This is a genomic window from Actinotignum inguinis (assembly GCF_051265835.1).
Lineage (GTDB): Bacteria > Actinomycetota > Actinomycetes > Actinomycetales > Actinomycetaceae > Actinotignum > Actinotignum timonense.
Genome location: NZ_JBOZDP010000015.1, coordinates 1 through 14957, shown reverse-complemented (window position 1 = coordinate 14957; position 14957 = coordinate 1). Strand labels below are relative to the sequence as shown.

The 14957-nt window shown below is 61.7% G+C and carries 15 protein-coding genes; 4 read left to right on the top strand and 11 right to left on the bottom strand.

Translation table 11 applies throughout. The annotated features are described in order from the left end of the window. Window positions 1-51: 51 nt before the first annotated feature. From ACRQFC_RS07390 to ACRQFC_RS07355, 8 genes are all read right to left on the bottom strand, one after another. A complete protein-coding gene (locus ACRQFC_RS07390) occupies window positions 52-648 on the bottom strand; it encodes a hypothetical protein (RefSeq protein ID WP_284890427.1) in 597 nt (198 codons plus the stop codon). After that, window positions 636-1208 (bottom strand): Panacea domain-containing protein, encoded by a 573-nt coding sequence (locus tag ACRQFC_RS07385; RefSeq protein ID WP_284890428.1) that lies wholly within the window; start codon window positions 1206-1208, stop codon window positions 636-638. The genes ACRQFC_RS07390 and ACRQFC_RS07385 overlap by 13 nt, the downstream gene beginning before the upstream one ends. A gap of 295 nt (window positions 1209-1503) precedes the next feature. Beyond that, window positions 1504-1716 carry a hypothetical protein gene (locus ACRQFC_RS07380; RefSeq protein ID WP_284890429.1) on the bottom strand — a complete coding sequence of 71 codons (213 nt, stop codon included), beginning with the start codon at window positions 1714-1716 and terminating at the stop codon, window positions 1504-1506. 49 nt (window positions 1717-1765) lie between these two features. Further along, the gene (locus ACRQFC_RS07375) at window positions 1766-3529 is read right to left on the bottom strand and encodes an ATP-binding cassette domain-containing protein (protein ID WP_284890430.1); all 1764 of its coding nucleotides are present in this window, start codon (window positions 3527-3529) and stop codon (window positions 1766-1768) included. Between the two features lie 189 nt (window positions 3530-3718). Next, window positions 3719-3979 (bottom strand): hypothetical protein, encoded by a 261-nt coding sequence (locus ACRQFC_RS07370; RefSeq protein ID WP_284890431.1) that lies wholly within the window; start codon window positions 3977-3979, stop codon window positions 3719-3721. Between the two features lie 393 nt (window positions 3980-4372). Continuing rightward, window positions 4373-5281 carry a trimeric intracellular cation channel family protein gene (locus ACRQFC_RS07365; protein WP_284890432.1) on the bottom strand — a complete coding sequence of 303 codons (909 nt, stop codon included), beginning with the start codon at window positions 5279-5281 and terminating at the stop codon, window positions 4373-4375. 186 nt (window positions 5282-5467) lie between these two features. Then, a complete protein-coding gene (locus tag ACRQFC_RS07360; RefSeq protein WP_284890433.1) occupies window positions 5468-6283 on the bottom strand; it encodes a DNA-processing protein DprA in 816 nt (271 codons plus the stop codon). 104 nt (window positions 6284-6387) lie between these two features. Then, window positions 6388-6882, bottom strand: coding sequence for a Panacea domain-containing protein (locus ACRQFC_RS07355; protein ID WP_284890434.1), 495 nt, complete (start codon window positions 6880-6882; stop codon window positions 6388-6390). A 274-nt stretch (window positions 6883-7156) separates the two neighbouring features. Here ACRQFC_RS07355 and ACRQFC_RS07350 point away from each other — a divergent pair, with 274 nt between their 5' ends. Beyond that, on the top strand, window positions 7157-7387 hold the full coding sequence (locus ACRQFC_RS07350) for a hypothetical protein (protein WP_284890435.1): 231 nt from the start codon (window positions 7157-7159) through the stop codon (window positions 7385-7387). Further along, window positions 7365-8006: a hypothetical protein gene (locus tag ACRQFC_RS07345; RefSeq protein WP_435734659.1), complete on the top strand. Its 642-nt coding sequence runs from the start codon at window positions 7365-7367 to the stop codon at window positions 8004-8006. Before ACRQFC_RS07350 ends, ACRQFC_RS07345 begins: the two co-directional genes overlap by 23 nt. 32 nt (window positions 8007-8038) lie before the next feature. On the opposite strand, the gene ACRQFC_RS07340 is transcribed toward ACRQFC_RS07345, so the two are convergent. Then, complete coding sequence (locus ACRQFC_RS07340) at window positions 8039-9061, bottom strand: endonuclease/exonuclease/phosphatase family protein (protein ID WP_051278324.1); 1023 nt, start codon at window positions 9059-9061, stop codon at window positions 8039-8041. A gap of 22 nt (window positions 9062-9083) precedes the next feature. Continuing rightward, the gene (locus ACRQFC_RS07335) at window positions 9084-11057 is read right to left on the bottom strand and encodes an acyltransferase family protein (protein ID WP_284890437.1); all 1974 of its coding nucleotides are present in this window, start codon (window positions 11055-11057) and stop codon (window positions 9084-9086) included. Between the two features lie 139 nt (window positions 11058-11196). Between ACRQFC_RS07335 and ACRQFC_RS07330 the strand changes: the two genes are divergently transcribed. Continuing rightward, on the top strand, window positions 11197-12231 hold the full coding sequence (locus tag ACRQFC_RS07330; protein WP_284890438.1) for an ABC transporter ATP-binding protein: 1035 nt from the start codon (window positions 11197-11199) through the stop codon (window positions 12229-12231). Further along, window positions 12228-13148: a hypothetical protein gene (locus ACRQFC_RS07325; protein WP_435734658.1), complete on the top strand. Its 921-nt coding sequence runs from the start codon at window positions 12228-12230 to the stop codon at window positions 13146-13148. The genes ACRQFC_RS07330 and ACRQFC_RS07325 overlap by 4 nt, the downstream gene beginning before the upstream one ends. 355 nt (window positions 13149-13503) lie before the next feature. Here the strand turns inward: ACRQFC_RS07325 and ACRQFC_RS07320 are convergent, their stop codons facing one another. Beyond that, window positions 13504-14694 carry a Fic family protein gene (locus tag ACRQFC_RS07320; RefSeq protein WP_284904670.1) on the bottom strand — a complete coding sequence of 397 codons (1191 nt, stop codon included), beginning with the start codon at window positions 14692-14694 and terminating at the stop codon, window positions 13504-13506. Between the last annotated feature and the right edge of the window lie 263 nt (window positions 14695-14957).

Sequence of the window (14957 nt, the reverse complement as noted above, 5' to 3'; positions counted from 1 at the left end):
ATGAGGGAATAATGGAGCGGGCCGAGCCAGTGGGTGATGAGCTCAGTCAGGTTAGACGCCAAGACCCGCCGCAATTTTTTCGAGTGCATCGCGAATCTCTTGACCAGTCACGTACATTGTTATCAGGTCGTTTTCCTGGCGTACCGCTGGTTTAAAACCATACTTTTTGCGATAGTACTGAACTAAAGCGTCATCGCCAGTATGCAAGACAAGATACCTGGCGCTAGAAAACCTGATGCTATCCAGGAAACAAGAAAAAACGCCGTACATCATGAGAACACCAAATGGTGGCTTCCCGGCACAAGAAGCATCGAGAGCAAATTTTCCAAGCAAAACAGCCGGATGCATTTTATAGGAGCCAGCGGTACCGCCATTTTTCGGATCGAAATACTTGTCTCTGCGCCGGACATCATCGCACAATACCGAGTACGAGGAAAGACAAAAATACCCGAGAGGAACGTTGCTGTTTTTCGGAAGTACCACCCACACTCGGCAAAGATCTTCGCTATCCGCGCGCAGGGCATGACGGCGCAGCCAGGTTCCGTGATAGTCGCCATCGCCAAGCGTGGAAAAAGACGAAAGATCATGGCCTGCGCTAATTTGGGTAAGCTCCAGGCCATGCTTCGATAACAGGCTCATGCCCGACACAGCGCCAAAATATCCTCAACGAAGGACCCGTGATCGAAATCGGCAACAGGTTCCTCTTCAAAAACCGTCACCGCTCGCTCAGGCAATTCCAACCCTTCCGGGACTTTTTTAGCTATGAAGTGATCGATAATATCGGAGCTAGGGAGATCGGCCCGCTCGCTTCCCTCTACCCGGTTATTCCAGGCAGTAATCCAGGGCTGTTCTTCATGAGTCATATCCCGAAGCTCCCACCTATCGTGCGGGCTGTAGTAATCCCACACGGCCTCAAGAATCTCTTTTTCATAAAGAGAAAACTCAGCAGGTGAAAAACCGTGACGCTCCTGGGCACGTGCAAGCGGCTCTTCCGTCACGTCAATGGTTTTAGCATGAGCCGAATATAGGTCGGATATGACAGGCCCGTGCTTCATCGCATAAAAACGTTCGCGGAAAAGGGGCCGGGCAGTTTCGTAGGCATACCACCCGTAAGCATAGAAGCACAACTTCTGCAAGGTAATAGCGGGAATGCTTCGCGTAGGAGATTTCCGAATAAAAAACCGCGCAACATCAAAAACGGTGATCATACCTACCCCCTCACAGCCCTTGAAAACCGACAGAGTCTCCTACCCCAGCTTATTGCAAAAATGTGGCATCGTATACATTATCCGCAGCACATTTTTTACGACGACGCGGGGGGGGTGGCGCAGCCCCCCCCCCCCCCCCCCCCGTCGCCTTGCCAACAGCCCAATAATGATAGGTAGTCTCTTCCCCGCGCAGCGACCAACAATTCCCGAAGCGCCTGCGAGAAATCTGGGCGAATGAGGGAGCGGTACAGGTGGCCAGCTGCGTAATGGCAGTACTCGTTTGAGAGAGTACCGTTTAGACGAGAGTGTCGAGGAAGGTGAGGGCGTCGCGGAGATTATCGAAAACGGCGCCGTCTTCCGGAAGTTCGCCGGCCATGATCTTCTCCGCGTGTTCAATTACTTGCTCGGTGAGTTCATTCGGTACGTATAACTCACGTGGAGTACTTGGAGGTGCCTGGCCGTTGGTATGCGTATCAGCCTGATTAAGCATCGAATCTGGAAACTCCATTGGGGCCACCTCTTTCGCGCGGTTGGATTTATGGTGTGCAAGATTGAGACTACCGGGTGCGGGTGGGGAGGTGAAGCCCCTTCGATTCCGGAACGGTAAGACGCGAGTTCGGTAGGTGGAGGCGTGGGCCGGGCCAGTGGGTGATGAGCCAGCGGTCGTGCGTGGCGAGGATGATCGTGCCTGGCCAGCGGGCCAGGGATTCCTCGAGAGCGTGCATGGCGGCCAGGTCAAGGTAGTTGGTGGGTTCGTCGATGACGAGGACAGCAGGCTGGGCCGCGAGCGCGAGAGCGAGCTGGGCGCGGCGCTGGTTACCGGCCGAAAGCTCGGGGATCGGGGTTGCCCACATGGATGGGTGCAGGATGCCGGTACCCAGATCGCCAATGCTAGAGTTCCAGACCTCCGGGTTAAAACCGGGATCTCCGCAGCGCGGGAGGCGTTGCGGGACGAACGCTAGCGGGCCCGCGCAGGAGAGAGTGCCGGAAGGCTGCGCGGAGGGTGCCACGGCAGGCTGCGCGACGGTAGCAGACGCAGTGAGGCGCAGAGAGTCGGGCGATACCGCGACGGATGACGTAGCAGGCGGCGGGGTGCCGGTGGCGATCCAGGTGAGGAGCGTGGATTTGCCGCTGCCGTTGGCGCCGGTGACCACGAGGTGCTCGCCGTGGGAAAGGTCGAAGGTAACCGGGGCGAGGCGGCCGGGAATCGCTGCCGCGCGAGCAGATACCGCGAGGCCGGCGGATTGGCGGGCAGGCGCACCAGCGTAATCCGGGAACGCAAAAGTGTATCCGCGGGGTTTGCGTACTTCCCGGGTGGCGAGGGCTTCGAGTTTACGGTCGTCGTGGCGGGTGCGGCGGGTGGCCGTGCTCTGGGCACGGTCCGCGAAGAATTTCTTCGCCTTGCCCTCCGCATTGGCCAAGCGCACCCCGCCCCGGGCAATGCCACCAGCCGTCTGGCGATGCGCGCGCAGCTGCGTCTTTTCTTCTTGTTGGGCCAGGTAGAGCGCCCGGTAGCGCTGCTCCGCATCGCGCTTGGCTTCAAGATAATCCGTGTAAGTACCGCGGCACTCCCACACCCCGCGCACCTCGCCGCCAGCTTCAGCACGCGCCAGCTGCGCCCATACACTCACATCCATATCCACAATGAGCGTGGCAACATCCTCAATAAAAGCCCGATCATGGCTGGACATGAGCACCGGGCCCGGCCAGGAACGCAGCATATGGCTGAGGTATGCACTCGCCTCCACATCCAGATGGTTGGTGGGCTCGTCCAAAATAAGAACCTGCGGGCGGGCCACCAGAGTGACAGCCAAGTTCAGCCGCGCGCGCTGACCCGGGGAGAGCGTGGCCAACTCCCGCGAGCGCCCGCTCCCGGTCAACATTTCCAGGCCCAGACCAGCCAAAGCGTCGTCGACCCTGTCCTCGAGCGACCACAGGTCCAGGCGGGTGATCTCGGATAATAGCCGGTCGTATTCGGCTGCGACCGGGCCGCCCTCCCCCAGGCGTGCGCTGAGCGTTTCGAAACGGGCGAGTAGTTCCCGCGCGGGCGCGAAGGTGCTGTCGAGGAAGTGAGCGACGGTCGCGGCGGCGTCGTCGTTCGGCACGGGGTTCCACGGGATGGTGCTGGCGTCGGTGCGGGTGACGGTGCCGCGTTCGGGGCTGAGGTGACCTGCGGCGATGCGCAGCAGGGTGGTTTTGCCGCAGCCGTTCGGGCCGATGAGGACGGCGCGGTCGGCGGTGGCGAGGCGCAGGGTAATGCGGTCGAGGAGCGGGCGGGCGGTGTAAGAAAATGAAATATTATCAAGAATGAGGGCAGGCATGGTGATCTCCTTGGACGCGGGTGCGGGGTGCGGCGTCTCAGCGGGGCTGAGTGGGGATCACAGCGACATCGGAACGATGGCCTCCTTCGGCGTGGGTTGTAGTCCCGGTTACATAAGTAAATGTAGCGACGGCGTGGGCGGTGGGTCAATCACGCTGGCCGCGAGAGGACACTTCCCGCTGCGCTTCGGCTAAGAAAAACGTTTATTGGCGCCCTGGCGAGTCATGCCGAGCACGCGGCCGATGGCGGACCAGCTTTCGCCGGATGCGCGCGCTTCTTCTACCGCGGTATCGAGCTTGCGGTTCGCGGCGTTGAGCTCGATATTCGCGAGCAAGACACGCGTGAGTGCCTGGCCGAGCGGCGCGCCAACCGTATTGGGGCCGCGACCACCGTCGGCTTTTTCGTAAAAATCCGCGGCGGCAAAAGCTTCTTCGCTTGCTTCTTGGGTCACATTGGTAACTGTAGTTACCGCGCGGGCGGTGGGTCAATGGGCAGCGAACGGGGCGCAAATGGTGCGGCTGCGCAATGCGCGCAGACTGAAAGTCTGGACGCCAGACTCATAGTTAGACTCACAGTTTCACAGCCTTAATTGATAGTCTGATGCTATTTTTCGCAGTCTGCGTGTGAATTTTAATAGTCTCAAGGCGATTTTGGCAGTCTGAATTATAGTTAGCAGCCAAAACCGCCGCCAGACATCGAAAATCGGGGGAACACTTTTAAATGTCTAAGAGTGTGATTCACAGTGTGACCCGTAACATTCGGACGGGCAGGGCGTGAAAACCACGACGTATACCCTTTGCGAACGGGGTGTTGCACAAGGGGTGGCTGATTAACTGCCCGAGGATTACCCGCCACTGGAAGGTTTCCCGGAACCGCTCGGCCCGGAATCGCCGGAGCCGCTCGAGCCGGAAGAATTCGCTTGGCTCTTCTTGCTGAGCGCTCGCGCGCGAAGCGACTGGCGGGATTGGTTGCGGCGTCGTACCGCACGTTCCTGGCGTTCGGCGCGCGCCTGGCGGCGATGCTCCTCATCACGCAAGCGATGCATGCGGCGACTGAGCGAAGAACTCACGTGCTGGAGCGTGTCATTGACGGAATAGTCGCGGTTCACGGGCAGGGACCACTCGAAAACGCGAGCCAGAATCACCAGCAGGGAAGCGAGCAGCGTAGAAACCGCCATCGCCAGCATCGGCGCGTGGTTGTACCACAGCACCACCGCCGGGAACGCCGCGATAAGCGAAGCCGTGGCGTAGAGAGTATTGCCGCCGAAAATCACCGGGGTGCGGCCCACCGTGATGTCGCGGATAAGCCCGCCGCCCACCGCAGTAATCATGCCCATCATGACAGCCGGCATCACACCCAGCCCCGCGTTGAGAGTTTTGATCACGCCGGTGGCGGTCCAGGCGCCCATCACGGCGGCGTCCATGACCGTCATGAAACGCCGCACCCATTTGCCGCGCAGGCGCAGCAGGTAAGCCACCAGCGCCCCGAGCAGGGCACAGCTGAGGTAGTACGGATTGGTGAGCGCCACCGGCGGTTCCTTGAGAAGCGGCGCCTGCTGGATGAGGACATCGCGCAGCATGCCGCCGCCCAGGGCGCTGATAATCGCCACGATAACGAAACCGACGATGTCGAAGGACTTTTCGCGGGCCACCATGCCGCCGAGGATGGCCGCCACGAACACCCCGAAAATATCTAAGAGGTCAAAAACAACCGGAGACCATTCCGAGAGCGTATCCAAATCCACGTCTTCCATTCTAGGGGACTGAAGTTTTCAAGGAGTGGGATTGGGGTGGTGTGGTAGAGGCGCTGGAGGAGATGTTCCGTGGTACGCAACAACCGCGCCATCGCACTCCAAGCTCTCGCAGAGTGATCTAGGATCACGTGAGCGCAAAGAGGTTATAGGCGCGGGCAATGTGCGCCAGGGCCTGGAGAATCTCCTTCATAGTGGAAGCGATATACACGCCAGGATTACCCACGAGCTTGCGCGCCCACTGCGTTTCGCGAGCCACGGGCGCAAGGAGATAACGCTGCGCCCGTGCGCTAATGCAGAGCGTACGTGGTTACGGGTCCCTGAATATTCACCGGCAGCCACCACAATGGTTGCCTGGGAATATCCGGACATGGTGGCGTTGCGCATCGGGAAAGACGCCTTGGTTGGCGCGACACCCGGCTCGAACTGGGTGAGGACCAGACCCCCGCTCTCAATAATTCGCGAACGTAGCTGGATGTTTTCGGGCGGATAGGTGATATCGATACCGGTTCCCATCACGGCGATGGTGCGCCCACCAGCCTCCAATGCCCCTTCGTGCGCCGCGGTATCGATGCCGCGTGCCAACCCGCTGGTAACGCTATAACCTTGCTCAACCATCATCTGGGCGATCAACCGGGCACGTTCGCAGTCACCCCGTGTGGCCTGGCGTGAGCCAACAATAGCAACAGCCCGGTCTACAGGATCAATCTTGCCTTCGTAGTAGATGAGCAAGGGCGCATCACGAACCTGGGCAAGATACTGGGGATAGTCATGATCCAAGACCGAGAGGATCTTGATGCTGCGCTCTTGCCAGGTAGCAATATCGTGAGCGGCTTGTTCGCGTTCAAGCTGGCATGGCAGGAGCGCGCCCGGATCAACCTCCATGAGGGCAGCGTCAATTCCTTCGTAAAGCAGGGTGGCGAGGCGTACCGGCTGCGTGATCTTCTTATTGGTTTTACGCGCGAGCGCAAGAATATCGGCCAGCTGGCTCATCGTTGTTGTCACCCCCTATCTGTGGTTTCCACCTTAGCGTTGCTGTCATATTCGAGGCCTGCCTCCAACGTGACCGGGCCACTTAACGCACAGTGGGAATACAGCACGAAGGGTAGCTAACTGTCAAAGTTAGTACCCCGATAGAAAGCCGCCTCGTAAGGGATGCTCTCCCCGAGGCTCGCGCCTGCCCAGGGCGCTTCGCGGCGGGACAGCGCTTCCAGCTGCGCCCGGCTCAAGCGTGAGTAGGTCCGGCGAACTCGCTCCAAGATGACCCGATCACCCTCGTCAAAAACCGACATATCTGGCTCGCGCAAGCCTTTGTATACACCCGTGGCACGCGACTCCGTGTTCTTGTCTTTTTCCGCTATCGCGAGCAACCCGCGTTCCGCCATACCCTTGGCAATATCGAGGTAGGCTTCGGGGGCCGGCCCCATTCTGCGATTCCGGTAGGTATCCCCGGTAATGGAGACCATCGATTCCTTGTACTCGAAGCGATCAAAATCGGCATAGTAGAGGAGGCTGGCCAGTTTTTGGCTCCCATGCACGGCATCGTCTTCTTGCGTTGCCGCCAAGAACAAGATGGTGTTTTCGTACTTTTCTACATTGACCACGATGCCTCCCCGCTCCTGCGTTTAGCCTATCGTCTTACCGGGGCCGACTAAAGGTTTCCCGACTTGACTCAAAGTAGTCAGGTTGCCAAAACCAGTCAACGAGAACGGCAAGATCGCGCAGGCTATTCGATGGCTGGCTCAAGTTATCCACAGAATTACTCCGTGTTTTTCCACAGGTTGTGGGTAGCTCTTTTTCGCACTTGCATACCGTGCAAGAATGACGGAGAAGCACGCATAACTACTTCGCCATGAGGCGATTGAAGGAGTGAGACAAATGGATATTGCTGAGGATCGGCTGTGCTTACCAGACCGTGTTTACAACTCACTGGAGGAGGTTCTCGAGCGCAAAGAAGAAATCTTGCAGGAGGTCAGAATGACCCGGGAAGAATTCGACTGGCGTGCCGATAACTACCAGCTCGGGCCAAAAGAAACTAACGCCTACTTCGAAATGGAAATCCTGGATCGCTTCGAGGAGTTGTACCGTGGTGAACGCACATTTGAATGAGTGCGCCGATAAGTTCGCGGCGCATCTACAGCTAATTGGGGAGCTCATTGACCCCAGTTTCTCGCTAGTGAAACACGAAACCGCAAAGGCGGCTTTCCCGTCAAAAATCCTGTCGGGAGATATTCGCGTTGATCGTTTCCTCATTGTCCGCTTCGATTACGAGGTTTTCCTCAATTCGAAGACCGGGCTTCTAGCTGTCAATGAGTCAACCTTCTCAGTGATTCACGGGAGGGTTGGAAAAGAGCCGCTGGTGCGGTGGGATTATATTCGCTCACCGCGGTCGAATATTCCCTGTGCGCATGTCCAGGTGCATTCCCACCGTGATGAATGGACACATGCTTTGCTCCTGGGCGGCAAGCATTCCCGCCGCTCGCGCCGGCGCCTCAAGAATGCGCTGCGCACTCCCCGGATTGCCGATGTCCACTTCCCGGTAGGTGGGCGCAGATTCCGGCCCTGTTTGGAAGAAGTTCTTCTTTTCGTTATCGACGAGTTCGGGGTGGCCTGCATGCCCGAGGCACGTGAAGCGCTCCAGCGCGGCATGCGGGAATGGGAAGAGATTCAGGTGCGCTCCGTGGTGCGCAACAACCGTGCCATCGCACTCCAAGCCCTCGCGGATTGAACCGCCTACGTTACCTGTCTGTCTGAGGGTTACTAGACAGGCTTGAGCCGCACGATGATGCCGCGGTGGTCGCTGGCGTTATCCGGGTCGATGATCTCCCCGGCCACCCCGCGGTAAGCCCCCGAACTCATAACCCGATCAATCGGCGAGGCCAGCAGCGCGGGCACCGTGGTAGGCCAGGTCCCCACCGCCCCGATACCGGCGTCGGCCCCCAGATCGCGGCAGGTAGAGCCGGGGCTGAGGGCAGCCTGGTGGTCCGCCGTCGAATTAAAATCCCCTGCAACAACCGCATCCGGCACGGCCTCGCACACCCGGTACAGCGCCCGCGCCTCCGCGCGCCACAAGTCCATATACGCAGGTACCGGTGCTGTGGGATGCCCGGCCACGAACATCGGAGCATCCGGGCGCGCCCCGCCGCGCGGCGCCGCCGCCACCGCACGCGACACATCCTCCCCGTACGTCTCACTCAGATCCACCGCTTCATACTCCCCGCGCGCGGCAGACACCAGCAGCACCGAGGACCGCCACGCGGCGCTATACCGCGACACCCCGCCGTCGAAAAGCTGATAGTCCGCCCCGCGCGCGGCCAGTTTCTCCTGAATCTCCGCGCCGGCCTCGCTCGACGTTTCAATAAGCGAGACCGCATCCGCACCCACCCGCACAATCGCATCGGCCAGGTGATCCAGGTCCACGCGCCCGCCCTCCGTGTTGTATTGCACCACGGTAAGCTCGCCGGCCGCGGGCGCGCCGAGGGTCTCCCGCTCCAGCCCGCGTCCGCTCAAGGTTCCGGCATGCGCCAGGGCCACGAGTAGTAGTACGACGGCGCAGCTCACCGCCACGCGCCCACCCCCGAAATACCTACGGACCGCGCCGAGCAGCCCCACCGCGAGCGCGGCGATGAGCATCCCGAGCGCGAGTGCCCCGCGGCTGGACATGATCTGAGCCCCGGGCACCACGGTGGCGAGCCGGGCAGCCGGACCGAACCAGGCCGGCTGCACCGTGAACACCGCGAAGGCGGCCAGGAGCAACCCGAGAAGAGAACTAAGAACGCGCACCGCGCCTACCTTTCCGGCTGGCTTAGGCCCCGCACAGGGCCTGCTGGATAAGGGTAGCGAAGTGCTGCTGCCCGGTGGGTGTGAGATGGATGCCATCGTCGCGCAGGAATTCCTCGTGGCCTTCGGTGGCTGCCCACCAGTCGATAATGCCAACGTTGGGGTGGGAGGCGGCATAGGACTTGAGCAGCTCGTTATTGGGGTTTTGGGCCTCCAACGGGCTGCGGTTCGTCACGAAATAGACGGGCAGGCCCTGGGCGGCGTCCACAAGTTTTTGAATATCTGCCTCGCTGCCGATGAGCCCATTTGAGCCGAGGGCGTAGATAAGCACCCGCGGTTTCTCCCCCAGAGCTTGGCGCTGGGCAAAGACCTCCGCGCCGGCAGCGAATTGGCGGCTGACCTTGCCGTCCACCACCGAATTGGGGAGGACTTCCTTGAGGGCTTCGGTGGCGCCCAGGGTGACCGAATCGCCGATCATCACGGCGTTTGCGGAGCAAACGCCGGTGGCCGGGTCCTTGGCCCAGGCTGACGTATCCAGGTTGGCCGGGACTTGGGTGGCGATGGGCTGGAGGGCACTTGAGCTCGGCGTTGGAGTGGGAGTCGGCGTAGCCGGGGCGGAGATAGCAGGCGCGGGCGCGGCGAGCTCGGGGCGCAGCGCCACCGCGCGGGAATCCGCGAGGCGCTGCCAGGGAATCGGCGCGAAAGCCAGCAGAGCCACGAGCAGGAGAGACACCGCGCTGAGCATCGCGAAGATCGTGCTGCTGAGGTGGTGCTTGCTCACCAGGCTGCGCCAGGTGCGCCAGTTACGTGGGCCGGTGCGCCACGCGCGCATATCGCTGCGCCACGCGCGCAGGCCAGTCCACCAGCTGCGCAGGCCCGTGCGCCAGCCGGCCCGCGCCAGGCGCGCGCTCGGTTGCTCCACACAGCGATAAAACAGCTCCGCCACCAGGCCCACCACCAGCAGCTGCCCGACTTTGGCCGCCCCGGAAATCTCCGCGGTGCGGGTAGCCGGATTCATGAGCAGAAGCAGCGGGTAGTGAACCAGATAGAGGGAGAAGGACCGGGAACCCAGGTAAGCCAAGGGCGCGCTGGCCAGCACCCGGCTCAGGCCGAGCCGCGGGTTGTGCACGGTGAGCACAATGAGGGCGGCCAGGAGCGCCGTCGTCGTTAAACCACCCGCGTAGGTGAGGGCCGATTCGCCATCCGCCCATACAGCCAGCGCCAGCAAAGCCAGGAGAGCGGCGCCGGTGCCCACCCGCAACGCGAAAGCGGCGGTGGCGGAATGGGTGGGAGGCTGCGGCGTCGTCGTACTATCCGCGCGCGGCCACAACGACGCAACATACGGCGAAACGAGAGCCGCGAGCGCGCCGATGAGGAACTCGGCGGCGCGGGTGTCCAGGCCGTAGTAGGCGCGGGTGGAATCCGGGCCCGCGAAGAACAACACGGCCATGAGCAGGGCGGATGCGAGGGCCAGGCCCGCCACGATCCGGAGCGTCGAATAGCGCACCCGGCGCAGGGCCAGCAGGATAAGCGGCCAGACCAGGTAAAACTGGGCGAGGACCCCCAGGTACCACAGGTGGGTGAGCGGGGAGGGCAGCCCGGACGCCGCGAAATACGGGACCTCGCGGAAAATATAGACCCAGTTGCTCGCGAAAAGCGCGGCGGGTAGGGCGTCGGCCTGGACTTTCGGGAGGAGGCTGGGCGCGATGAGGTAGCTGAGGAGCGCAGCCCCCGCGATGGTGACGAGAACCGGGGGCCACAGGCGCAGGAGGCGACGGCGCAGGTAGCGCCGGTAGGAGAAGCGGCGTTCGCGGCTCAGCTCGCGCAGCACGCTGCGGGTGATGAGGAAGCCGGACAGCACGAAGAACACCGTGACGCCCACGAAACCGCCGGTGAGCAGCGCCGGGCGCATGTGATAGAGCACCACCGCGATGATCGCGAGCGCGCGGATGCCGTCGAGGGCGCGGATGCGGGTGGTGGTGCGTGAGGATTGCGGCATAGGCACATTCTAGGACTGCGCGAATACGGGGCGGCGAGACACGGGGCGGCGGTGCGTCCATGAGATGAGCGCCACCGGGGAGCGGGCGGGGCGACTGTAGAATTGTGACGTTGCCTAATCCAGCACGAAAGGACTGCCTGTGATAACAGTCGAAGCCCTGACGAAACGCTACGGTGCGACCACCGCGGTCGATAACCTCAGTTTCCAGCTCCAACCCGGGAAAATCACCGGGTTCCTCGGCCCGAACGGTTCGGGCAAATCCACCACGATGCGTTGCATTATGGGGCTGGATCGCCCCACCTCCGGGCGCGCCCTCATTGCCGGTCTGCCTTACGAGCAGCTCGCCTCCCCGCTCACCACGGTGGGTGCGCTGCTGGACGGCAAGGCCTTCCACGGCTCGCGCAGCGCGCGCAGCCACCTGCAGATTCTGGCGGCCACCCACGGGATTCCCGCGCGGCGCGTGGACGAAGTGATCGAGCTGACCGGGATCGGGAGCGTGGCCAAGCGCAAGCTCAAGGGCTTCTCGCTGGGCATGGGCCAGCGGCTCGGGATTGCCGCGGCGCTGCTGGGCGACCCGGAAGTGCTGCTCTTTGACGAACCCGTGAACGGCCTGGATCCGGACGGGGTGCGCTGGGTGCGTCTGCTTATGCGCACGCTCGCGCAGCAGGGCCGCACCATCTTGGTCTCCTCGCATCTCATGAGCGAAATGCAGCAAACCGCCGACGACCTACTGGTCATCGGGCGCGGGCGCATGATCGCCTTCGGGCCCATCGAAAGCTTCACCGAGGCAGCGGCGAACACCACCGTGCTGGTGGCTTCCCCGAACCGGGCCGGCCTGGAGGGCGCGCTGCGCGCGGCCGGGCTGGACTTCCAGGATGCTAGCGAGGTTGCGGCACCCGCACCCGGCACAACCGCCGCGCAATCCGCGGCGCCCACGGCCAGCGCAGCCGCGGCGCCCGGGGAGCACGCCGCACCCGCACCCATCGCCCGTTTCGCGATCCCGGGCGGTTCGCGCGCGGACATCGGCAAAATCGCCTTCGAGGCGGGGGTGCAGCTGGACGAACTGGCCACCATCCACCGCTCGCTGGAAGATATTTTCATGGACCTGACCGGCCACGACGTCGAATACGGCGCGGGCCGCCCCGCCACGAACCTCCCGGGAGGCCACCAATGAGTACCGCTTTTGTTCCCGCCGGGCCCGGCACTCCTGGCCCCGGCACTCCCGGCGCTCCCGGTGCCGCCGCGCCGCAGCTAGCTCAGCTCCCCCCGCGCATCAGCCAATTCGCCGCGCCGAGCTACCGCGTCACGCTGGGCCGCTCCGTGCGCTCCGAGCTGCGCAAAATCCTCACGCTGCCTTCGCTGCGCTGGACGCTCATCATCGGCACCCTCTTCTCGCTGGCGATCACCGCGCTAACCGCCTGGGGTTCCAGCGAGCTCGAACTCAACACCTACGCCACCGCGATGGGCGCGGAGCATTCGCTCGCCGTCTACGTCCTCATCAGCGCGAGCACCATTTTCCAGATCATCATGGTGGCTTTCGGCGCCGTCACGGTGTGCTCGGAATACGCCGCGAACACCATGCGCTCCACCGTGAGCGCCGACCCGCGCCGCTGGCGCAACGTGGCCGCCCGCACCCTCGCGCTCAGCCTGGTTGCCCTGGTCACCACGCTGGTGCTCCTGGTATTGGGCGCCGTGGTGGGCACCCTCTTCGGCCTCACCATCGGGTTCAGCGGCGACGCCTGGTGGCTCTTCCTCAACTTCATCATCGCCATGGTCACCTCCGCGTGGATGGCCCTGGGAATCGGCTACCTGCTGCGCAGTTCGGCCGGCACCATCGTGCTGATTCTCGCGGTGATGATGCTGTCCCCGGTGCTCGCGCTTATTCCCTCGGAGTTCGTGCGCACCTTCGTGATCCCCTACCTGCCGCCGATGCTCCTCACCGCGGCGCTCAGCCCGCCCGGCCTCAACGCCGGCGCCGATGTCACCTCGTTCACGGTTTCCAGCCCGGCCATCGGTCTGGGGTTGTGGTGCGCGCTGGCGGTGGTGCTGCTCGCGCTGGGTGGCTGGCGCTTCTCGCGTTCTGACGTGTAGTCGCGCCTGAGCCGCGGCGCTTTCCAGCGCGGCGTTTTTTAGCACGACGACGCAGGTGGGAACCGGGCAATCGCCCGGTCCCCACCTGTTTCACTAGCCCGCGGCCAACCCCCACCGGTAGGAAGCTCCGGCCTGACTTGCACAGCCTTAGTGACCCACCACCCCTCAGCAGCCGGCAGTCGGGTCACTAATCTGCACGAGTCAGGCAAACCGGCGAATGATGGACAAGGGGCGCTTCCCCATCATTCATCGGCACTTGTGATGGTAAACCAGCAGGAGAAGCACACCCCTCACAGCCGGAAAAGCCAGCCGAGATGCCCGCCAAAGCGCCCCGAAGGCCACTGTCGGCTCAGGCTCAAACCAACACCCGAACGATCGCAGGCGCGAAATACACTTTCGGCCGAGCGCTCTCGTTGACGGCGGCCAAGATTTCCAGATTCTCTAGCTGCCTAATTAGCTCGCCCGCTCGCGCCACTGAAAGATCCAGTTCTTCCGCTAGCGCCTTAGTCGTGAAAGTGATTTTCGCGATGGCTAAATCGACCACACGCAGACCCGCTTCTGAACGTAGACCAGAATCACGCACTTTGCCTTTGAGCACATTTCGAACACGCATCAGCTCCTGCACCTGGCGCAAGGCCTGGCTGGCCGATTGCCCTATTCCTCTGGCGAAAAATTCGATGTACTCATCCCAGTTACCGGCGGTACTTACCGCACGCAGCCGGTCATAGTATTCTGCTCGACGGGCTTCAAACCAAGGCGAAACGGAAAGCGTCGGCTCGGAAAGCACACCCTGAGACATCAAGTGCAGAACTATCAGCAGCCTACCGAGCCTGCCGTTGCCATCCATAAACGGATGTAGAGTCTCAAACTGATAATGCGACATTGCGGCGGCGACCACGGGGTCTATCCGCTCAGAATGATCCTGCCCTATCCATTCCACCAGCCTTTCGACGCCCGAAATCAGCAAGTCCCCCGGAGGAGCTGGAACAAACCTAGAGGAAAGTATCGCTGGCTCATTTGCTTTGGCGCTACTTCGCTTACCTATGACAACCTGACGCTCTCGCAGCCGTCCGGATTGCCCAGCCAGTCGAGTGCCTTTCATCAGCTCCCCCTGCAGGGCAGTAAGCATCCCAACAGATATTTCTCTCCCGTAACTCAACCATTCAAAAGCCGCATAGGACATATCCAGATAGTTGACGATCTCACGCATGGTCTCGTCTTCTGGCGAGTCAACATCAGTTGTCATGACTCGCTCCAGAGGAGCATATATGCCTTCCAAAGCAGAGGTGCTTTGCGCTTCCCGACGAAGAACAGAACTTCTGAAAAGAGCAGGGTTAAGAAGCTGTAAGGCAACAGCGTCCAAAGCAGCCAAGCTAGACCTGGCATTTGCGACTTGGACGACAGTCCGCCCAGACAGCTCAGGCATCTCAGAAGGAAGCACGGCGGGCACGAACGCCTTGTGCTCCCAACTACCCAAAATGGGATCACTGCCGGCAATGTCCACCAACGAACCCATCTGCGGGGCAGTAAAGTCTTCAAGCCTCATGACGTAAATTTTAGGTCACCGCGACGCACAAACCCAGGCTCAATGATGGACAAGTGCCACTTCCCAAGCAAAACCACTAGCAAATGATGAACAAGTGCCACTTCCCCATCATTCAGCAGCTCCATTGATGGTAAACCAGCAAAGCTGAAGCCGGCCAAGAAGCGGAGGGGCTAATAGACAAATGGGGGTGCGCGCTGGCGGTGGTGCTGCTCGCGCTGGGTGGCTGGCGCTTCTCGCGTTCTGACGTGTAGTCGCGCCTGAGC

Bases quoted from the DNA above. Each gene is read 5' to 3' on its own strand.
- ACRQFC_RS07320 (WP_284904670.1), bottom strand. From the start codon at position 14,694: ATGAGGCTTGAAGACTTTACTGCCCCGCAGATGGGTTCGTTGGTGGAC.
- ACRQFC_RS07365 (WP_284890432.1), bottom strand. From the start codon at position 5,281: ATGGAAGACGTGGATTTGGATACGCTCTCGGAATGGTCTCCGGTTGTT.
- ACRQFC_RS07385 (WP_284890428.1), bottom strand. From the start codon at position 1,208: ATGATCACCGTTTTTGATGTTGCGCGGTTTTTTATTCGGAAATCTCCT.
- ACRQFC_RS07375 (WP_284890430.1), bottom strand. From the start codon at position 3,529: ATGCCTGCCCTCATTCTTGATAATATTTCATTTTCTTACACCGCCCGC.
- ACRQFC_RS07380 (WP_284890429.1), bottom strand. From the start codon at position 1,716: ATGGAGTTTCCAGATTCGATGCTTAATCAGGCTGATACGCATACCAAC.
- ACRQFC_RS07350 (WP_284890435.1), top strand. From the start codon at position 7,157: ATGGATATTGCTGAGGATCGGCTGTGCTTACCAGACCGTGTTTACAAC.
- ACRQFC_RS07325 (WP_435734658.1), top strand. From the start codon at position 12,228: ATGAGTACCGCTTTTGTTCCCGCCGGGCCCGGCACTCCTGGCCCCGGC.
- ACRQFC_RS07335 (WP_284890437.1), bottom strand. From the start codon at position 11,057: ATGCCGCAATCCTCACGCACCACCACCCGCATCCGCGCCCTCGACGGC.